The sequence below is a fragment of the Kocuria aegyptia genome (assembly GCF_039530085.1).
In the GTDB taxonomy this organism is placed as follows: Bacteria; Actinomycetota; Actinomycetes; order Actinomycetales; family Micrococcaceae; genus Kocuria; species Kocuria aegyptia.
On the sequence record NZ_BAAAOA010000005.1, the window covers coordinates 31,700 to 51,662 of the forward strand.

Annotated in this window: 17 protein-coding genes; 5 read left to right on the top strand and 12 right to left on the bottom strand. The window is 74.2% G+C overall.

The window, feature by feature from the left end:
- Positions 1 to 49: 49 nt before the first annotated feature.
- The 9 genes from ABD220_RS00820 to ABD220_RS00860 form a co-directional block, all read right to left on the bottom strand.
- On the bottom strand, positions 50 to 1,462 hold the full coding sequence (locus ABD220_RS00820; protein WP_344118965.1) for an MFS transporter: 1,413 nt from the start codon (positions 1,460 to 1,462) through the stop codon (positions 50 to 52).
- A gap of 201 nt (positions 1,463 to 1,663) precedes the next feature.
- Positions 1,664 to 2,395 (bottom strand): 4'-phosphopantetheinyl transferase family protein, encoded by a 732-nt coding sequence (locus ABD220_RS00825; protein WP_344118966.1) that lies wholly within the window; start codon positions 2,393 to 2,395, stop codon positions 1,664 to 1,666.
- A 24-nt stretch (positions 2,396 to 2,419) separates the two neighbouring features.
- Positions 2,420 to 3,349, bottom strand: a complete 930-nt coding sequence (locus ABD220_RS00830; RefSeq protein WP_344118968.1) for a thioesterase II family protein — start codon at positions 3,347 to 3,349, stop codon at positions 2,420 to 2,422.
- A 19-nt stretch (positions 3,350 to 3,368) separates the two neighbouring features.
- Positions 3,369 to 5,159: an acetyl/propionyl/methylcrotonyl-CoA carboxylase subunit alpha gene (locus ABD220_RS00835; RefSeq protein ID WP_344118970.1), complete on the bottom strand. Its 1,791-nt coding sequence runs from the start codon at positions 5,157 to 5,159 to the stop codon at positions 3,369 to 3,371.
- Positions 5,160 to 5,302: 143 nt separating this feature from the next.
- Entirely contained in the window at positions 5,303 to 5,938 is a 636-nt protein-coding gene (locus tag ABD220_RS00840) for a Maf family protein (RefSeq protein WP_344118972.1), read from the bottom strand.
- A gap of 104 nt (positions 5,939 to 6,042) precedes the next feature.
- Positions 6,043 to 7,590 carry an acetaldehyde dehydrogenase ExaC gene (exaC, locus tag ABD220_RS00845; protein ID WP_344118974.1) on the bottom strand — a complete coding sequence of 516 codons (1,548 nt, stop codon included), beginning with the start codon at positions 7,588 to 7,590 and terminating at the stop codon, positions 6,043 to 6,045.
- Between the two features lie 132 nt (positions 7,591 to 7,722).
- Positions 7,723 to 8,919 (bottom strand): transcriptional regulator, encoded by a 1,197-nt coding sequence (locus ABD220_RS00850; protein ID WP_344118976.1) that lies wholly within the window; start codon positions 8,917 to 8,919, stop codon positions 7,723 to 7,725.
- A gap of 160 nt (positions 8,920 to 9,079) precedes the next feature.
- Entirely contained in the window at positions 9,080 to 10,513 is a 1,434-nt protein-coding gene (locus tag ABD220_RS00855; RefSeq protein ID WP_344118977.1) for a dicarboxylate/amino acid:cation symporter, read from the bottom strand.
- A 73-nt stretch (positions 10,514 to 10,586) separates the two neighbouring features.
- Positions 10,587 to 12,329 carry a DUF885 domain-containing protein gene (locus ABD220_RS00860; RefSeq protein WP_344118978.1) on the bottom strand — a complete coding sequence of 581 codons (1,743 nt, stop codon included), beginning with the start codon at positions 12,327 to 12,329 and terminating at the stop codon, positions 10,587 to 10,589.
- Positions 12,330 to 12,370: 41 nt separating this feature from the next.
- Between ABD220_RS00860 and ABD220_RS00865 the strand changes: the two genes are divergently transcribed.
- A complete protein-coding gene (locus ABD220_RS00865; protein ID WP_344118979.1) occupies positions 12,371 to 13,624 on the top strand; it encodes an MFS transporter in 1,254 nt (417 codons plus the stop codon).
- A gap of 135 nt (positions 13,625 to 13,759) precedes the next feature.
- Here ABD220_RS00865 and ABD220_RS00870 read toward each other — a convergent pair whose 3' ends face one another.
- The 3 genes from ABD220_RS00870 to ABD220_RS00880 form a co-directional block, all read right to left on the bottom strand.
- Complete coding sequence (locus ABD220_RS00870; protein ID WP_344118980.1) at positions 13,760 to 13,990, bottom strand: acyl-CoA carboxylase subunit epsilon; 231 nt, start codon at positions 13,988 to 13,990, stop codon at positions 13,760 to 13,762.
- A complete protein-coding gene (locus ABD220_RS00875) occupies positions 13,987 to 15,570 on the bottom strand; it encodes an acyl-CoA carboxylase subunit beta (protein WP_344118981.1) in 1,584 nt (527 codons plus the stop codon). Before ABD220_RS00875 ends, ABD220_RS00870 begins: the two co-directional genes overlap by 4 nt.
- A 158-nt stretch (positions 15,571 to 15,728) precedes the next feature.
- Entirely contained in the window at positions 15,729 to 16,031 is a 303-nt protein-coding gene (locus tag ABD220_RS00880; protein WP_344118983.1) for a YciI family protein, read from the bottom strand.
- Between the two features lie 225 nt (positions 16,032 to 16,256).
- Here ABD220_RS00880 and ABD220_RS00885 point away from each other — a divergent pair, with 225 nt between their 5' ends.
- From ABD220_RS00885 to ABD220_RS00900, 4 genes are read left to right on the top strand one after another with little or no spacing between them, the layout of a single operon-like run.
- Positions 16,257 to 17,138: a biotin--[acetyl-CoA-carboxylase] ligase gene (locus ABD220_RS00885; protein ID WP_344118985.1), complete on the top strand. Its 882-nt coding sequence runs from the start codon at positions 16,257 to 16,259 to the stop codon at positions 17,136 to 17,138.
- Between the two features lie 2 nt (positions 17,139 to 17,140).
- Complete coding sequence (locus ABD220_RS00890) at positions 17,141 to 17,818, top strand: PH domain-containing protein (protein ID WP_344118987.1); 678 nt, start codon at positions 17,141 to 17,143, stop codon at positions 17,816 to 17,818.
- 3 nt (positions 17,819 to 17,821) lie between these two features.
- Positions 17,822 to 18,979 (top strand): adenylate/guanylate cyclase domain-containing protein, encoded by a 1,158-nt coding sequence (locus ABD220_RS00895; protein ID WP_344118989.1) that lies wholly within the window; start codon positions 17,822 to 17,824, stop codon positions 18,977 to 18,979.
- Positions 18,976 to 19,872, top strand: a complete 897-nt coding sequence (locus ABD220_RS00900; RefSeq protein WP_344118991.1) for a PP2C family protein-serine/threonine phosphatase — start codon at positions 18,976 to 18,978, stop codon at positions 19,870 to 19,872. The genes ABD220_RS00895 and ABD220_RS00900 overlap by 4 nt, the downstream gene beginning before the upstream one ends.
- Positions 19,873 to 19,963: the final 91 nt, after the last annotated feature.

Consider the following 19,963-nt stretch of genomic DNA (forward strand, 5'->3'; position numbering starts at 1 on the left):
GCATCCCGTCCGGGATGCGGCCGTTGTCGTGCGGCCGGGGCGGACCGGGTCAGCGGCGGGTGACCACGTTCGCCATGTCGACGTCCTTGGTCTCCGGGGAGAACCAGAGCGCCACGAGCGTCAGCACGGCGCCGAACGCCAGGTAGAGCCCGACGGAGCCCACGCCGTAGCTGGCGTTGAGGGTGACGGCGACGTAGGGGGTGATGGCCGCGCCGAGGATCGACGCCGTGTTGTACGCGACCCCGGAGCCGGTGTAGCGCACGTTCGTGGGGAACAGCTCGGGCAGGATCGCCGACATGGAGCCGAAGGTCAGGCCCATCAGGGTCATGCCGATCGTGAGGAAGAACAGCACGCGCGCCGTGCTGACGTCCTCGCCGGTGCCGACCGCGGCCGGGTCCATGAGCAGCCCGAAGCTCAGCCCGAAGAGCAGGATCACCGAGGTGATCACCAGCTGCGAGCTGCGCCGGCCGAAGCGGTCGGCGACCCACCCGGAGACGGGGACCATCGCGGCGAACAGGAGCACGGCGAGCAGCTGCAGCACCAGGAAGTCGCGGTAGGGGATGCCGAGGCCGCCGTTGGCGGGGCTGCCGATGCCGTAGGAGAGGATCCACGCGGTCATCAGGTAGAAGAGCATGTAGGTGGCGAGCATGATGAACGTGCCCTGGATCATCTGCAGCCACGAGCCCCGGAACGCCTCGACCAGCGGGGTCCGGACCTTCTCGCCCTGGTCCAGGGCCTTCTGGAAGACCGGGGTCTCCTCGAGCTTGAACCGCACGTACAGGCCGACGACCACCATGACCACGGAGGCGAGGAACGGGACGCGCCAGCCCCACGTGAGGAACGGGTGGTCGGTGCCCTGCTCGGCGACCGAGACGAAGCCCATCACGATGGTCAGCAGCAGGAAGAAGCCGTTGGCCAGGATGAAGCCGAACGGGGCGCCGAGCTGCGGCCACATGGCGGCGCGCGCCCGCTTGCCCTCCTCGGCGTACTCGGTGGCCAGCAGCGCGGCGCCGGACCACTCGCCGCCCAGGCCGAGGCCCTGGCAGAAGCGCAGGATCGTCAGGATGAGCGGGGCCCAGAGGCCGATCGCGTAGTAGGTGGGCAGCAGGCCGATGAGGAACGTGGCGATGCCCATGGTCAGCAGGGCGCCGATCAGGGTGGCCTTGCGGCCGATCCGGTCGCCGAAGTGTCCGAAGATCACGGAGCCGATCGGGCGGGCCACGAAGGCCGCGGCGAAGGTGGCCATGGAGGCCAGCAGCTTGGCCGTCTCGTCCTCGCCCGTGAAGAACAGGGCGGGGAACACGGCCACGGCCGCGGTGGCGTAGACGTAGAAGTCGTAGAACTCGATCGTCGTGCCCACGAGGGAGGCCAGGATCACCCGGCTGCGGGGCACGCGCTCGGACAGGGGGAGCGAGGGGGCGGACGCGCCGGTGGCGTCCTGCCCGGTCACCGAAGAGGACATGGAGAAACCTCGGTTGTAGCAGTGGGCGGGGACAAAGACCCGATGGTACGCCGGGGTGTCCGGATGGTGGGTGTCCCGTCTCACAGTGTGGACATCCGGGGGCACTTCGACTGCCGCCGGGCCTGGTGCCCGCCGGCTCCTGCGCCGCACCGGAACCCTGGACCGCACAGGGTCGTGCACCGCATCGGGTCCGGCCGCGTCTCAGCGCCGGACGCGGCGATCCGTCCAGGACTCGCTCACGGTCAGCGCGGCCCGGGCGTCCGCGCCGCCGGGGCCCAGGGGCAGGTCGAGGATCCGCCAGCCGGGCAGCGGACGGCGGGGGAACCGGCCGGCGCCCACGCGGTCCACCGCGGGGTCGCGGGAGAGCCCGGCGCCCATGGCCTTGAGCAGGGACTCCTTGCGGGCCCACACGCGGGCCACGGCGGCAGGCCGGCGCCCCCGGCGGGTCCGGGCGAGGCGGCGCCGCTCGGCCGGGTGGAGGATGCGGGACATCTGCTCGGCGCCGGCGAGGTCGGGGACGGCCTCCACGTCGATCCCCAGCTCCCGCGGTCCGGTGGCGAGCAGGACGTGGCCGCCGCTGGAGGACAGCGAGAAGTGCAGCCCGGGCACTCCCGGGCGCCCGCGCCGCCCGGCGGCCCCGGGTGCGGGCCCGAGCGGCACCGCGGCCGGCTCGGTGCCCAGCTGCTCGGCCAGCACGGCGCGCAGCAGGCAGCGGCGGGCGAGGAAGGCATCGCGGTCCTGCTCGCGCCGGAAGCCGTCCCGGCGGGCCCGCTCCGCCGGGTCCAGCCATGCCGCCTCGACCGTGCGCGCCCACGGCACCAGCTCGGTCACGCGCGCCCGGACCAGGAGGACGTCGCCGGCCCGGCGGGGTGCGGGCAGCGGGGTCCAGAGCGCGTGGCGGGGACCCCGGGACGAGACCGGGGACTCCGTCACGGCGGCCCGCTCAGCACGTCCGGCTCACCGGGGGCTGGGCTCCGGCGCCCCGCCGGGCCCGGCGCACGCCTCGAGGTCCGCGAGCAGCCGGTCCCGGTGGCCGGCGAGCGGGTGGTGGCCACCGGGGTACTCCCGCCGGTGCACGGGCCCGGTGCTGACCGGGCACCAGGCGTCCATGCCGGCGGCGTCCACGGTGTCGTCCGCCGTGCCGCGCAGCAGCAGCACGGGCGCCCCGACCGGGGCGGGGAGCCGGTCGTGGGCCATCGAGACCCGCAGGTCCGCGCGCAGGGCGGGCAGCTGCAGGGCCAGCAGCTCGGGGTGCTCCAGCACCGCCTCGGGGGTGCCGCCCAGCCGGCGCAGCCACCGGGCTAGCGCCTCGTCCGAGCCCGGGCGCTGCGGGTCGAGCCCGGCCTGCAGGTCCTCGTCCGCAGCGCCGGCGGGGTCCACGGCGCCCGGGGCCGTCTTCGCCGACAGCGCGAGCAACGACACCCTGATGCCCTCCCGGTGCTCGAGGCGTGAGACGAGCTCGGCCGCGACGGAGGCGCCCATGCTGTGGCCCAGGACCACGAGCGGGACGCCCGAGGACGCCGCGGTGGACGCCGCGGTGGACGCCTCGGTGAACCTCTCGGTGGACGTCCCGGTGTGCTGCTCGGAGGTCGTTCCTGCGGGCGCCCACGGGGCGCCGGCGACGGCGTCGGCCGCTTCCGCGGCGAGCGCGGCGACCGAGGAGGCCGGCGGCTCCCGGAAGCGGTTCTCCCGGCCGGGGTACTGGACGCCGAGCACGTGCACGTCCTCGCGGACCAGGAACCGCCAGTAGCCGGCGGCCGCGCCCGAGGGCGGGCAGCAGAGCACCCGCAGCCGCGGTCCCCGGGCGGGGGCGCCGCTGCGGAGCCGGTCCTGCGCGGAGAGGTCGACGAGGCAGCGCGCGGTGGAGCCGGTCGGTCGGGTGCTCATCGGGACCGGGGGTGCCGGGTCAGGAGATGGTCGCCAGGACGGCGCCGGCCGAGACGGTGTCCCCGGGGCTCACGGAGAGCCCCGAGACCGTGCCCGACTTGTGGGCCGTCAGCGGCTGCTCCATCTTCATGGCCTCGAGTACGAGCACGAGATCGCCCTCGGCCACCTCGTCCCCGTTGTCCACCGCGATCTTCACGATGGTCCCCTGCATCGGGGAGCTCAGGCTGTCGCCGCCGGCCGCGGCGGTGCCGCCGCGCGCCGAGCGGGACTTGCGGGGCTTGGCCGCGGTCCCGTTGGGCTTGGCCGCGGCGGGCAGGGCGGGCAGGACGACCTCGAGGCGCTTGCCGGAGACCTCCACGACGATCGCCTGGCGCTCCTCGGCCTCGGGCCCGGCCTGCGGGACGCCGGCGAACGGCGGGATGGTGTTGTCGAACTCGGTCTCGATCCACCGCGTGTGCACGGCGAACGGGGCGCCGTCCGCGGGGGCGAACGCGGGGTCGGCGACCACCGCGCGGTGGAAGGGCACCACGGTGGGCATGCCCTCGATCCGCAGCTCCGCCAGGGCCCGGCGGGAGCGCTCGATGGCCTGCTGCCGGGTGGCCCCGGTGACGATCAGCTTGGCGAGCATGGAGTCGAAGTTCCCGCCCACGGTCTCGCCGGACTGCACGCCGGAGTCCACGCGCACGCCGGGGCCGCCGGGCAGGTCGAGGGCGGCGATGGTGCCGGGGGAGGGCATGAAGTGCCGGCCGGGGTCCTCACCGTTGATGCGGAACTCGATCGAGTGGCCGCGGACCTCCGGGTCGTCGTAGCCGAGGGCCTCGCCGCGGGCCAGCCGGAACTGCTCGCGCACCAGGTCGATGCCCGTGACCTCCTCGGACACGGGGTGCTCGACCTGCAGGCGGGTGTTGACCTCCAGGAACGTGATCGTGCCGTCCCTGCCGACCAGGAACTCGCAGGTGCCCGCGCCCTGGTAGCCGGCCTCGCGCAGGATCGCCTTCGAGGACGCGTAGAGCAGGCGGTTCTGCTCCTCGGACAGGAACGGCGCCGGCGCCTCCTCCACGAGCTTCTGGTTGCGCCGCTGCAGGGAGCAGTCGCGGGTGGAGACGACCACGACGTTGCCGTGGGCGTCGGCCAAACACTGGGTCTCGACGTGCCGCGGGGCGTCCAGGAACCGCTCCACGAAGCAGTCGCCGCGGCCGAAGGCGGCGGTGGCCTCGCGCACGGCGGACTCGTAGAGCTCCGGGATGTCGTCGCGGTTGCGGACCACCTTGATGCCGCGGCCGCCGCCGCCGAACGCGGCCTTGATGGCCAGGGGCAGCCCGTGCTCGTCGGCGAACGCGAGGACCTCCTCGGCGGAGCCGACCGGGTCGGTGGTGCCGGGGACCTGAGGGGCGCCGACCTTCTCCGCTATGTGGCGGGCGGCCACCTTGTCGCCGAGCTTGGCGATGGCCGCGGGCGGGGGGCCGATCCAGGTCAGGCCGGCCTCGAGCACGGCGAGCGCGAAGTCGGCGTTCTCGGACAGGAAGCCGTAGCCGGGGTGCACAGCGTCGGCGCCCGAGCGGGCGGCGACGTCGAGGATCTTGTCGATCACCAGGTACGAGTCCGCGGCGGTGGACCCGCCGAGCCCGTAGGCCTCGTCGGCCGTGCGCGCGTGCAGGGCGTCCCGGTCCGGGTCGGCGTACACGGCCACGGAGGCGATGCCCTCGTCGCGGGCGGCGCGGATCACGCGCACCGCGATCTCGCCGCGGTTGGCGACGAGCACCTTGGTGATGGGGCGGATGGCGCCGTCCGCGGGGTTCTTACCGGTCACGTCTCACTCCTTGTCGAATCCTCCGATGCACTGTATTCCCCGCCGGGATCAATCGCCCAACCACCCGGCGGCGGACCGGAAATACGACGCGGTTTCTGTAGGAGTCCTACAAGGCGCAGGGCCGTCCCAGCGGTGCTGGGTCCTCACCGGCGTGCCGTCCACAGCTCGGGCACGCCCACCCCGGCCCGGGACAGCAGCGTCCGCAGGGTGCTCAGGCTCAGGCCGACGACGGCGTGCACGTCGCCCTCCACTCGCTCCACGAACGCCGCGCCGAGCGAGTCGATGGTGAAGGACCCCGCCACCTCCAGGGGCTCGCCGGTGGCCACGTAGGCCGCGACCTCGTCGTCGGACATCTGCGCGAAGAACACCTCGGCCCGGGCGGGCGCGCCGCCGCTCCAGCCGGACCCGCCGTCCGCCGGGCTCCGGGTGTCCACGAGCCAGTGGCCCGTGTGCAGCACCCCCGAGCGCCCGCGCATGGCCCGGATCCGGGCAGTCGCCGTCGCGGCGTCCAGAGGCTTGCCGTGCACCTCGCCGTCGAGCTCGAAGACCGAGTCGCAGCCCACCACGAGGGCGCCGGCGGCCTCGGGCAGCGCCGCCACGGCCTCCGCCTTGGCCCGGGCCAGGACCATCGCGGTCTCCTCGGCGCCGGTCACCCCGAGCTCCCGGACCACGGCGTCCTCGTCCACGTCGGAGACGAGCCGGTCGTGGCCGATCCCGGCGTCGGCCAGCAGCTTGGTGCGGGCGGGGGAGCGAGAGGCGAGGACGAGGCGGGGAGTCACCGTCCCAGGATACGCACCGCCGGGTCGCGCGCCGAGGGGCCGCGTCCTGCCGGTGCGCGGCGTGCGGACCGGCAGGACGAGGCCCCTCGGCGGCGGTGTACGGCCTAGAAGAAGCCCTGGGCGTCCTCGGAGTAGGAGACCAGCAGGTTCTTGGTCTGCTGGTAGTGGTCCAGCATCATGAGGTGGTTCTCGCGGCCGATGCCCGAGGACTTGTAACCGCCGAACGCGGAGTGGGCGGGGTAGTTGTGGTACTGGTTCACCCACACGCGCCCGGCCTGGATGTCGCGGCCGGCGCGGTAGGCGAGGTTGCCGTTGCGGGCCCACACCCCGGCGCCGAGGCCGTAGAGGGTGTCGTTGGCGGTGGCGATCGCGTCGGCGTAGTCGGTGAAGCGGGTCACCGACAGGACGGGCCCGAAGATCTCCTCCTGGAAGATGCGCATCGAGTTCTGCCCCTCGAACACCGTGGGGGAGACGTAGAAGCCCTCGGCGAGGTCCCCGTCCAGGACGTTGCGCTCCCCGCCCACGAGCACCTTCGCGCCCTCCTGCTTGCCGATGTCGAAGTAGGAGAGGATCTTCTGCAGCTGGTCGTTGGAGGCCTGCGCGCCGACCTGGGTGTCGAGGTCCAGCGGGTTGCCCTGGACCATGCCCTGCACGCGCTCCACGCCGTCGGCGAGCAGCCGGTCGTAGATCGAGCCCTGGATCAGGGCCCGCGACGGGCAGGTGCACACCTCGCCCTGGTTGAGGGCGAAGAACGCGAAGCCCTCGAGGGCCTTGTCGTAGAAGGAGTCCTGGGCGGCGGCGACGTCCTCGAAGAAGATGTTCGGGGACTTCCCGCCCAGCTCCAGGGTCACCGGGATGATGTTCTGGGACGCGTACTGCATGATGAGCCGGCCGGTGGTGGTCTCGCCGGTGAAGGCGATCTTGCGGATCCGCGGACTCGAGGCCAGTGGCTTGCCGGCCTCCACACCGAAGCCGTTGACCACGTTGACCACGCCCGGGGGCAGGATGTCCGCGAGCAGCTCCATGAGCACCATGATCGAGGCGGGGGTCTGCTCGGCCGGCTTGAGCACCACGGCGTTGCCTGCGGCCAGAGCCGGGGCGAGCTTCCACACGCCCATCAGGATCGGGAAGTTCCAGGGGATGATCTGCCCGACCACCCCGAGGGGCTCGTGGAAGTGGTAGGACGTGGTGTTGTCGTCGAGCTGGGAGAGCGTGCCCTCCTGGGCGCGGATCGCCCCGGCGAAGTAGCGGAAGTGGTCGATGGCCAAGGCGATGTCCGCGTTGATGCTCTCGCGCACGGGCTTGCCGTTGTCCCAGGTCTCGGCCACGGCGAGCATCTCGAGGTTGGCCTCCATTCGGTCGGCGATCCGGTGGAGCACCAGCGCCCGCTCCGCCACGGGCGTCTTCCCCCAGGCCGGGGCGGCGGCCCACGCGGCGTCGAGGGCGGCGTCGATGTCCTCGGCGGTGCCGCGGGCCACCTCGGTGAAGGGCTTGCCGTTGACCGGGGAGATGTTCTCGAAGTACCGGCCCTGCACGGGCGGCATCCACTGCCCGCCGATCCAGTGCTCGTAGCGGGGCTTGAAGGTGACCTTCGAGCCCTCCGTGCCCGGCTGCGCGTAGACGGTGGTGAGGGACTGGGTTTCAACGCTCATGGTGACGTGCTCCTGGTGCGTGGCGGTGCGGGTGTCACGAGCGCGGTCCGGACCCGGGCGCGCCGTGAGGTGATGCACGTCACGTTAGCCCGGGCCGCGTTGCACGCACGTTGCACCGGGCGCCGGTCCCGGTCAGCGGCGCAGCCGCTCCAGCTCGAGCACCGCCGCCGCCCGGGCTGGGGAGCGGGGCGGCAGGAGGCGCAGCAGCAGCGCCCACGCCTCGGCGTCCTCGGCCGCCTCCGGCAGCGCCAGGTACTCGCGCACCGCCTCGGCCGAGCCGTCGGTCAGGACGGCCTCGCGCAGGAGCCCGGCGAGGCGGTGGCGGAGGGCCACGACGGAGGGCGCCTCGGAGTGCGGCAGCAGCGCCCCGGTGTACTCGCGCAGCGCTCGCCGGTGCGAGCCCCGGGCGAGCAGCTCGAGCACCCGGCCGGCGTCCGAGGGCAGGGCGGCCTCCAGCCGGTAGGGGCGCGAGGCGATCGCCGGTCCGCCCCGGGAATCGAGCAGCCGGCGCAGCCGCAGGACCTCGGCGCGCACCGTGGTCTCCTGCGCCCGGCCGCCCCAGAGCTGCTCCGACAGCTCCGCGGTGCTCAGCCCGGACCCGGCGCGGGAGAGGGCCAGGAGGATCTCCGCGTGGCGCTCGGTGAGCTCCAGGGCCTGCCCGTCCAGCACCAGCGCCGGCGGGGCCTCGCCGAGCACGCGCAGGAACGCCCGGCGGCCGGCGGCCGGCGCGGACCCCCGGAGCTGCGGGCCCGCGCGCAGGGCGAGGGCGAGCTCGGCACGGGCGGCCCGCACCGCCGCGCCGACCAGCGCCCGGGTGGCCGGGGCGGCGGCGGCGTCCCCGCCTGTCAGGTCCACCGCCCCGAGCAGCTCCCCCGTGACCGGGTGCAGCAACGGGGCGGCCGTGCAGGACCAGGGCCGGGCCTCGGGGTAGAAGTGCTGCTCGCGGTGCACGGTCACCGGCCGGCGCAGGACCAGGGCCGTGCCCGGGGCGTTGGTGCCCACGGCCGGCTCCGACCAGTCGGCGCCCTCGACGAAGCCCATGGCCTCGGCGCGCCGCCGCGTCGCGGCACTGCCCCGGACCCGCAGGAGCACGCCGCTGGGGTCCGTGACGGCCACGACCAGCCCGGTGTCCTCCGCCAGCGGGGTGAGCAGCTCGTCGAGCACGGGCATCAGCAGCCGCAGCGGGGAGCGGGCCTCCCGGACGTCGGAGCCGTCCAGCACGATCCGCGGGGCGCAGCGCTCGGGTGCCGAGAGGTGGTCCAGCGACCGGGCCCAGGACAGGCGCAGCAACGGGTCCGTCGTCGTCGGTCCGTCCGCCGGTGCGCCCACGCGCCGCCTCCTGTCCCCTGCTGTGACCCAGCTCTCATGCCGGTCCCAGGCTAGCCCGTGACACGTCCCGGAACAGCGAGGGGCGAGGAACTGCCGGAATGCGTCGGGCATTCTCGCAGTTCCCCGCCCCGCACGGTGCGGACGGCGGCGGCGCCGCGGCTCAACGGGCCGCGGGGGCGTCCTCCGGGAGCGGCTCCGGGGCGGCGACCGTGCCGGACTCCGTGCCGGGCTCCGTGGTCCCGGGGGTGGCGTCCTCGGGCACGAACGGGTCGCCGGAGCGCGGGGCGTCGTAGAGCCCGCGGTCCAGCAGTCCCTCGCGGTGGGCGACGATCGTGGGCACCAGGGCCTGGCCCGCCACGTTGAGCGCGGTGCGGCCCATGTCGATGATCGGGTCCACGGCCAGCAGGAGGCCCACGCCGTCGAGCGGCAGGCCCAGCGTGGACAGCGTCAAGGTGAGCATCACGGTGGCCCCGGTGGTGCCGGCGGTCGCCGCGGAGCCCAGCACGGACACGAGCGCGATCAGCACGTAGTGGGTGACGTCCAGGTCGATCCCGTAGAACTGCGCGACGAACAGGGCGGCGATCGCGGGGTAGACCGCGGCGCAGCCGTCCATCTTGGTGGTCGCGCCGAGCGGCACGGCGAAGGAGGCGTAGGCGCGGGGCACCCCGAGGCTGCGCTCGGTGACGCGCTGCGTCAGAGGCATGGTGCCCACCGAGGAGCGGGAGACGAAGCCCAGCTGCACGGCCGGCCACACGCCGGAGAAGTACTGCTTGACGGACAGCCCGTGCGCCTTGACCAGCGCCGGGTAGACCACGAGGGCCACGACCAGCAGGCCGGCGTAGACGGTGGCGACGAAGGCCAGCAGCCCACCCATGGAGGTCCAGCCGTACTCGAACACGGCCCGGCCGATGAGCCCCAGCGTGCCCAGCGGGGCGAGTCGGATGATCCACCAGACGACCTTCTGCACCACGGCCAGCGCGGCGCGGACCACGGCCAGGAAGGGCTCCGCGGGCTCGCCCACCTTGAGGGCGGCGATGCCGACGGCGGCTGAGACGACGAGGACCTGCAGCACGTTGAAGCCGAGGCTGGTCTGGACAGTCTCCGGGTCCAGCACGGAGGAGGAGACCTGCAGGCCCAGGAAGTTGGCGGGGACGAGGCCGGTGAGGAAGCCCAGCCACGAGCCCTGCGTCCCGGTGTACCCCTCGGCGGGCGAGACGGCGCCGCTGCCCGCCCCGGGCTGGACGACCAGCCCGAGCACCAGGCCGACCGTCACGGCGATCAGGGCGGTGATCCCGAACCACAGCAGCGTCTTCCACGCCAGCCGTGCGGCGTTGGAGACCTCCCGCAGGTTGGCGATCGAGGAGATCACCGCGGTCACGATGAGCGGGACCACGGCGGCCTTGAGCAGGCTCACGTAGCTCGTGCCGATGGTGTCCAGCGCGGTCATGAGCCAGTTCGGATCCGAGTCGGGGTCGCCGCCGAGGGCGTCGGCGACGGTGCCCAGGACCACGCCCAGGAGGAGGGCGAGCACGATCTGCGGGCCGAAGGAGGTCATCCATCGGGGCAGCCGGCGATTGCTTTCTGCGGAAATCATGTCCCCACGATAGAGCGCGAAAATATACAACACCGAATGACGATGAAGAAATGTGACGTCAATATGACGGGGCTCACAGGTCGAGGGCGTAGCGCAGGGTGTCCAGGCCTACCGAGCCGATCCGCAGCGCGCGGGTGTGGAAGTCCTTCAGCCGGAACTCCCGGCCGGCAGCGGCGCGGGCCGCCTCCCGCGCCTGCTCCCACAGCTGCTGGCCGACCTTGTACGAGGGCGCCTGGCCGGGCCAGCCCATGTACCGCATCCACTCGAAGCGCAGCTTCGGGTCCGCCATCACGATGTTCGAGCGCAGGAACCGCCAGCCGTCCCCGGGCGACCACACCTCGCCGGCGCGGGCCCCGCCGAGGGCGTCCCCCAGCTCGGCGGGCACGCGGTAGCCGCAGTGGAAACCGACGTCGAACACCACCCGCGCCGCCCGCAGCCGCTGGGAGTCCAGCATCCCCATCCGGTCCCCGGGATCCTGCAGGTGGCCCAGCTCGTCCATCAGCCGCTCGGCGTACAGCGCCCAGCCCTCCCCGTGGCCGGAGACCCACACGCCCATCCGCCGCCACCGGTTGAGCTCCCCCGAGTTGGCCAGCGCCGTGGAGAACTGCAGGTGGTGGCCTGGCACGCCCTCGTGGTAGACGGTCGTGGTCTCCTCCCACGTGGTGAAGGTCTCGGTGCCCTCCGGCACGGACCACCACATGCGCCCGGGGCGGGAGAAGTCGGCGCTCGGCATCGAGTACCAGATCCCGCCGTCGCGGGTCGGGGCGATGCGGCACTCGAGCCGGCGCATGGGACCGGTCAGCTCGAAGTGCGTGCCCGCCAGGGCGTCCACGGCGGCGTCGGAGAGGTCCTGCATCCAGGCCTGCAGGGCTTCGGTGCCGTGCAGCTGCCGCGCCGGGTCCGCGTTGAGGGCCGCCACGGCCTGGGCGACCGTGGCGCCGGGGGCGATACGGTGGGCGAGCCGCTCCTGTTCCGCCACGATCGTGCGCAGCTGCTCCACCCCCCAGGCGTACACCGAGGCCGGGTCCAGGGCGGCGCCCAGGAACTCCTGCAGGCGCAGGGCGTACACCTCGGGGCCCACCGCGTCCGTGCGGGGCGCGTCCGCGGCGAGCTCCCCGCCCAGCACGGCGGCGAGGCCCCGGTAGGCCTGCCGCGCCGCCTCGGCCGCCTCGGCGACCTCCTGCCGCAGGGCCTCCGGGACGCGGGGGCTGCGCGCCAGCTCGGCGAAGAAGCCGTGCCGCGCCGCGTAGCCGGTGCACTGTGCGGCCGCGTTGCGCAACTGCGCCGCGGAGGCCGAGCGGCCCCGGGAGCGGGCGTGCCGCAGGCCCCGGACGTAGGAGTCCACGGCGGTGGGCACGGCGCGCAGCCGTCCGGCGATCTGTGCCCAGTCCTCGGCGGTGCGTTTCGGCAGGTCGTCGAAGATTTCACGGATCTCCTGCACGGGGGAGGAGATGTTGTTGACCTCCCCGCCCCGCAGCCCCGCCTCGTGCAGGTCCAGCTCCAGGCCGAGGCGCTCGCGCAGCGCGTGGGCCGTGACCCGGTCGACGTCGTCCGCCGGATTCGCGTGCGCGAGCTCGGCCAGCGTCCGGCGGACGGCCTCGGTCCGGGCCTCCAGGCCCTCGGGCCCGAAGTCGCGGTACCCGGTCCCGTGCCCGGGGAGGCCGTGCACGGCGGCGCGGGCCGGATCCAGCTCCATGGCGCGCGCGAACCAGCGCTCGGCCACGGCGTCGACGGCCGTGGGCTCGCGCCGGCCCGTGCCGAGGGGCGCCGGCCGGGAGCCGGCGGTGGACGCGGGGTCGGGCCGTTCATCGGTCATGCACGTCACGGTAGCGCCAGGTGCTCCCTAGACTGCGGTGCATGCCCGCTCCTGCGCCGCGCGCGAACTCCGTGCCGACCGCCACCGTCCCGGCCGGGCCCTCGGGCGCCGCCGGGACCGGGCACGCCCTGCTCGTGGTGGCCGCGGGGGTGGTGGGCGCCCTGCACGTGTGGAAGCTCTCCCCGGCGCTGCCCGTGCTCTCCGCCGAGCTGGGCCTGAGCCTGGTGCAGGGCGGGTTCCTGCTCTCCACCGTGCAGGTGGCCGGCATGCTGCTGGGCGTGCTGGTGGGCCTGTCCGGGGACCGCATCGGCCTGCGCCGGGGGCTGGTGCTCGGACTGGGCCTGCTCACCGCGGGCTCCGTGACGGGCCTGCTCGCCACGGGGTACGGCCCGCTGCTGGGCTCCCGGGTGCTGGAGGGCGTGGGGTTCATGCTCGTGTCGATCTGCGCCCCGGCGCTGATCCGGCGCACCGTGGCCCCGGCCAGGGTGTCCCTGCTGGTGGGGCTGTGGGGTTGCCACATCCCGGTCGCCGCAGCCCTCTCCCTGCTGCTCGGGGGCCTGCTCAGCGAGGCCCTCGGCTGGCGCACCTGGTGGGCGGCGGCCGCGGCCGGCTCCGCGCTCCTGGGCCTGCTGGTGCTCGCCCTGGTCCCGCCGGACCCGGCCCACGTGGTGGTGCACGGGGTCCGGCAGCGCCTCAGCCTGACCCTGCGCGCGCCCGGGCCGTGGCTCGTGGCCCTGGTCTTCGGGCTCTACACCGCCCAGTGGAACGGGGTGGTGCAGTTCCTGCCCTCCATGTACGCCGAGGCCGGGATCGCGGCGGGCGCCGCGGCGGGGCTCAGCGCGCTCGCCGCGGGGGTCAACGTGGTGGGCAACCTCGGCGCGGGCCGGGCCCTGCAGCGCGGGGTGCGCCCGGTGGTGCTGTGGTGCACGGGCTTCGCCGTGCTGGGACTGGCCGCCGTGGTCGCGTTCGGGATCGCCCCGCTGCTGGACGAGGGGGCGCGCTTCGGCGCCCGGTACGGCGCGGTCCTGGTCTTCTCCGCCGTGGGGGGAGTGGTGCCGACCACGGCGATCGCCAGCCTCATGCGGGTCGCCCCCACGCCCACCACGGTGGCCACCACGCTGGGTCTGGGCCAGCAGCTCAACGCCCTGGGTCAGTTCGCCGGCCCGCCCGCCGTCGCGTCGGTCGCGCAGGCGACGGGCACCTGGGACCTCACGTGGGCGGTGACGGCCGTGCTCGCCCTCGTGGGCATCACGGTGGCGCTCATCGTCTCGCGCTGGGTCCCCCGGGAGCCGTGAGCGGCCCCCACCAGGGAGCACTCCGCCCGTTCCGCTCCTCGGGCCGGGTCACCCCTCGAAGCCGGGTCACTTCCCGGAGGGGGTCACTCCTCGGAGCGGGTCACTCCTCGAAGCCGGGTCACTTCCCGGAGCGGGTCACTCCTCGGGGCGGGTCCGCCGCCACGCGCCGCGACCCGGGCGCAGCCGCAGTCCCAGCCGCATCCGCCGGAACTGGTCGTGGCGCCCGGGGGAGCCCTTCGCGGCGGCCTCGCCCGCGTCCTGGCGCGCGAGCAGGACGGCCGTGACGGCGGCGATCTCCTCCGGCGTGGGGCTGCCGGCGGTGAAGCGCAGGGACGGGGTGCCCTCGACGGGCTCGCGGGGGGTCACAGCGGGATGTTCCCGTGCTTCTTGGTGGGCATCGTCGCACGCTTGTCGCGCAGGGCCCGCAAGGCCTTGAGCACCTGCACCCGGGTCTCGGACGGGGAGATCACCGCGTCCACGTAGCCCAGCTCCGCGGCCTGGTACGGGTTCAGCAGGCTCTCCTCGTACTTGCGCACCAGCTCGGCGCGCAGCGCCTCGACGTCCTCGTCGTTCTCCGCGGCGGCCTTGAGGTCCCGGCGGTAGAGGATCTCCACGGCGCCCTGGGCGCCCATGACGCCGATCTGCGCGGTCGGCCAGGCCAGGTTGATGTCCGCGCCGAGCTTCTTGGAGCCCATCACGATGTAGGCCCCGCCGTAGGCCTTGCGGGTGATCAGGGTGACCAGGGGGACGGTCGCCTCGGCGTAGGCGTAGAGCAGCTTGGCGCCGCGCCGGATGATGCCGTTGAACTCCTGGTCGGTGCCGGGCAGGAACCCGGGCACGTCCACGAGAGTGAGGATCGGGACGTTGAACGCGTCGCAGTGGCGCACGAACCGGGCCGCCTTCTCGGACGCCGCGATGTCCAGCGTGCCGGCGAACTGCATGGGCTGGTTCGCCACGACGCCCACGGTGTGCCCCTCGACCCGGGCGTAGCCGATCATCACGTTGGGTGCGTAGAGGGCCTGCATCTCCAGGAAGTGCCCGTCGTCGACGATCGCCTCGACCACCGCGCGCATGTCGTACGGCTGGTTGGCGGAGTCCGGGATCAGCGTGTCCAGGGCCAGGTCCCCGTCCGTGACCTCGTCCTCCTGGTCGTGGTCCAGCAGGGGCGCCTCCTGAAGGTTGTTCGCCGGGAGGAACTCGAGCAGCTCGTGCACGAAGTCCAGCGCGTCCTGCTCGTCCTCGGCCAGGTAGGTGGCCGTGCCCGTGGTCGTGTTGTGCTGGCGCGCCCCGCCCAGGGTCTCCATGTCCACCGTCTCGCCCGTGACCGTCTTGATGACGTCCGGGCCGGTGATGAACATGTGCGAGGTCTTGTCGACCATCACGATGTAGTCGGTCAGGGCCGGGGAGTAGGCCGCCCCGCCCGCGCACGGGCCCATGATCAGCGAGATCTGGGGGACCACCCCGGAGGAGCGGACGTTCATGTTGAAGATGTCCGCGAACATGGCCAGCGACGCCACGCCCTCCTGGATCCGCGCCCCGCCGCCGTCGTTGATCCCGATGACCGGGCAGCCGTTGCGCAGGGCGAACTTCTGCACCTTGACGATCTTCTCGCCGTTGACCTGGGACAGCGACCCGCCGAACACCGCGAAGTCCTGGGAGTAGACCGCCACCAGGCGGCCGTCCACCGTGCCGTATCCGCTGACCACGCCGTCACCGGGCAGCTTCTTCGCCGCCATCCCGAAGGCGGTCGAGCGGTGGGTCGCGAGGGCGTCGAACTCCACGAACGAGCCCTCGTCCAGGAGCATCTCCACGCGCTCGCGGGCGGTGTTCTTCCCGCGGGCGTGCTGCTTCTCGATGGCCGCCTGCCCCGCGGGGACCTCGGAGCGGGCCCTGCGGTCGTGGAAGTCGGCGATCTTGCCGGCGGTGGTCGTCAGGTCGTGGGTCACAGGCACCTCGTGGTCTGGTACGCGGCCGGCCCGGCGGGCCGATCGGTCCGGTCCGGGGTGGTCAGGGGACCAGCCCACTCTAGTCCGCGGCCGCGCGGGCCTCCGTTGTAGAACTCCTACAAAATCCGCGCCCGGCGCCGGGGGACACCGGGCGGTGCTCAGCCGACCCGGCCGAGGACCACCTTCCAGGGGCGGACGGTCCGCTCGGTGACCACCCCGTGGCGCACCAGCGGGTCCTCGTCCGAGAGCCGCTCGACCTCCGCGGCGTCCTCGGCGGCGAAGATCAGCAGCGCGCCGGGCGCGGCGGCGTCGTCGAACGGGCCGGAGGCGAGCAGGTGCCCCTGCGCCACGAGCCCGCCGAGGTACGTCCGGTGCTCCGGCCGGCGCGCGGCCAGGACGTCGGCGGGCCCCCCGTAGACGTAGGTGACGGCGAACGTCGTGCGGTTCTCGGCTGCGCTCACGATGGCTCCTGAGGATCGGGGCCGCGGTCCCGGCGGGCCGGACGGGACCGTCCAGCCGGTTCCCGGGGAACCGGGCTACTACTGTGGATGTGGTCCGAACACTACGCGGACGGCGCCCGGCCGGACAGCACCGCCCGCCCCGGACCGCGACGACCGGACCAGGACCACCGGACCAGGACCACCGGACCAAGACCACCGGACCAAGACGACCGAGCGAGGAGAGCCGTGCCCGACCCCTGCGCCGACGACCTGCGCGCCCCCGCCGTGCGCGCGGCCCTGGCAGACCTCGGCCTGGGACGGATCGACGTCCTCGACGAGGTCGGCTCCACCAACGAGCACCTGACGGCCGCCGTGACCCGGCAGGCGCGCGGGCCCCGCCCGGACCGGCCGTGGACCGACCTGTCCCTCGTGCTCACCGGTCACCAGAGCGCGGGGCGCGGCCGGCTGGACCGGGTGTGGACCACCGAGCCCGGCACCGCGCTCACCTTCAGCGTCCTGCTCCGCCCGGCCGACGGGCGCGGCCGGGCGCTGCCCACCCAGCACTTCCCGTGGCTGACCCTGCTGATGGCCGCGGCCGTCGTGGACGCCCTGGACGGGCTCGCGGGTGCGGGCGCGCGGATCAAGTGGCCCAACGACGTCCTGGTGGACGGGCGGAAGGTGGCCGGCCTGCTCGCCGGCCTCGTCCTGGACGAGCGGCGCCCCCCGGCGGTGGTCCTGGGCACCGGCATCAACGTCGCCCAGGAGCAGCTGCCCGTGGACACGGCCACGTCCCTGCGGCGCGCCACCGGCCGTGCGGTCGAGCGCGCCGCCGTCCTGGAGGCCGTGCTGGGTGCCTTCGTCCCCCTCTACCGGCAGTTCTGCGCCGACCCGGCCGCGGCCGTGCGCCCCGGCGGTGCGGTGCGCGCCCGGATCACCGAGCGGATGGAGACCCTCGGCCGCACGGTGCGCGCCGAGCTGCCCGGTGGGGCCGCCCCCGTCACGGGCACCGCGACGGGCCTCGGGGAGCACGGGGGGCTGCTGGTGCGCGAGGCCGGCGGCGCCCAGCGCGAGGTCACGGCGGGCGACGTGGTGCACCTGCGCCCCGCCCCGGCCCCCGGGACGGCCTGAGCGTGCCCGCCCGTCCCGCCCTGCAGCCCGGTGAGCGCGTGCTCGTGTCCACGCGCGCCCACGGCGCGCGGCTGACCCGTCCCTTCCTGGTGCTGCTGCTCACGGTGTTCGCGCTCTCGTTCGCCCAGCGGGCCCTCGAGCTGCGCTGGCGCCCCGTGGCGGAGCCGTGGACCACGGTGCACGCCGGGGTGGAGCTCGCCCTGCTCGCCGCGGCCGGCTGGATGGTGCTCCGCAGCTGCGTGCGCCCGCTCCTGCGCTGGTGGCGCACCCGCTACGTGCTCACCACCCGCCATCTCGTACTGCTGCGCCCCGGCGGGGCCCGGAGGACCGTGTCGCTGCCCCTCCACCAGCTGCGCGGTGTCTCCGTGGAGCGCCGGCGCAGCCCGGCCCTCGGCCGGCGCGACGGGCGCGTGGTCGCCGACTTCGGGTCCTTCGGCGGCCTGCGCCTGGAGCACGCCCCCGAGGCGCAGCGCCTGGCCGGACTGATCCGCCGGGCCGCCGAGGACGAGTGGGCGGCGGGCGGCGCCGGCCGGGCCGGGGATCCCGGATCCGGCGGGGGCGCGCCGGGACCGCGGCCCACTAGAGTGGACCGCGACGCGGTCGTGGCACCACGCCCGGGCCCGTCCGTCGCCCCGCACCGACCGTGGAGCCGACGGGTCGTCCAGCAGGAACAGGAGTGACGTGTGGCGAGTGAGGACCCGGAGACCCAGGGCGAGCCGGAGCTCGGCCCCCAGACGGCACAGCTGAACCTGAACCTGCACAACCCCGTCCAGGCCAACCTCTACCGCTCGGACGAGTCCAAGGCCGCCGTGCAGGCCCTCGAGCAGACCCTCCTCGGCTCCGAGCGCGTCCTGCGCCGCCGGGAGGCCGCACGCCGGGGCGGGCTGTCCCTGCTGTCGGCGCGGAAGGTGTGGCGGGCCCTGGGCTTCCCGAACCTCACCGACGACGACCTCTGGTTCACCGAGCAGGACTCCGAGGCCCTCCGGGTTCTGTCCACCATGGTGCTCGAGGAGAAGGTCACCGAGGAGGCGGCCCTGTCCCTGGTGCGCTCGATCGGGCAGATGACCGACCGCATGGTGGTGTGGCAGGTCGAGGCGCTCGTCGAGGACATGGTCGTCCACCGGGGCATGACCGACGCCGCCGCGCGCCGGCAGCTGCTGCACCTGCTGCCGGACCTCATCGACGCGATCGAGAACCTCCTGGTCTACTCGTGGCGGCGCCAGATGAACGCCGCCGTGCAGCGGCTCGCGATGCGCGTGGAGCGCCCCGACGGCTCGACCGCCACCGGGCCCACCTCCGACGACGGGGCGTCCTCCATCCTGCCGCTCGCGCGCGGGGTGGGCTTCGCGGACCTCGTCTCCTACACCTCGCTGTCCCGGCAGATGAACGAGCGGACCCTGGCCAACCTCGTGCAGCGCTTCGAGCACCGCTGCGCCGAGGTGATCGCCGTGGGCGCCGGCCGGCTCATCAAGACCATCGGCGACGAGGTCATGTTCCTCGCCGAGACCCCCGAGGGCGGGGCCCAGATCTCCCTGGCCCTGGCCCGCGCCATCCGCGACGACCCCGAGCTCCCGCAGGCGCGCGTGGCCTTCGTCTGGGGGCGCGTGCTGCCCCGGCTCGGGGACATCTACGGCCCCACGGTGAACCTCGCCTCCCGGCTCGTGTCGCTGACCGAGCCGGGCTCCGTGCTCGTCGACGCCTCGACCGCCGCGGTGCTCTCCGGCGACGACCGCTTCATCCTCCTGCCGCAGCCCACCCGCAACGTGCGGGGCTTCGGCGACGTCCAGCCCGTCGCGCTCTCCCAGGGCGCCGGTCCCGGGCTGGAGGTCGACTTCGAATGAGCGCACCCCTCGTCATCCGCGCGGGCGCGTCCACGGACCGGGGCCTGCGCCGGGAGTCCAACGAGGACGCCCTGGTGGTCACGGCCACGATGTGCGCCGTGGCGGACGGCATGGGCGGGCACGAGGCCGGTGAGGTGGCGAGCGCCCTGTGCGTGCGCACGCTCGGGGCCTCGCCGCTGTTCCAGCTGGAGGACTTCCGGGGCTTCGAGGTCCTCGAGCCCGAGCCGCTCCGGGACATCGTCCGCTTCCGCGCCACGGTGGAGCGCGAGCTGCGCCTGGACCCGGAGATCCCCGACGACGCGATCGAGGCCGTCCGCCGGGTCCGCTCCGTGCTGTGGCAGGCGGACCAGCACATCCAGCACGCCGTGGAGGGCCGGGCGGGCACCACCGTCACCGGGGTGTGGCTGGTGCACATCGACGGGCACATGCTGTGGGTCGTGTTCAACACGGGCGACTCCCGGACCTACCGGCTGGTCGCACCCCAGCCCCGGGGACGTGCCGGCGATGGAGAGGGCGGGCCGGGGATCGAGCAGCTGACCGTGGACCACTCCGAGGTGCAGTACCTCGTGTCGATCGGCCAACTGACCTCCGCGCAGGCGCTGGTGCACCCGCGCCGCAACGTGATCACCCGTGCCCTGGGCACCGGCCAGATCTGGGAGCCGGACGTGTGGGTGCTCCCGGCCCGGCACGGGGACCGGCTGATGCTGTGCTCGGACGGGCTGACCAACGAGCTGAGCCCCGCCCACATGGCCCGGGTGCTCGCCGCGGTGCCGCACCCGAAGGAGGCGGCCGACGTCCTGCTGCAGGCCGCGCTGCGCACCGGCGGGCGGGACAACGTCACCGTCATCGTGGCCGACGCCGTGCGGCCGGGGGAGTACGCCCCCGGCTTCTGATCCCCCACTTCGGGAGACGCCGCGTCCCCCGAAGTGGGGGGCATCACGGTCCGTCACATCGGGGACGGCCCCGCCCGCTCTGTTTACCTTT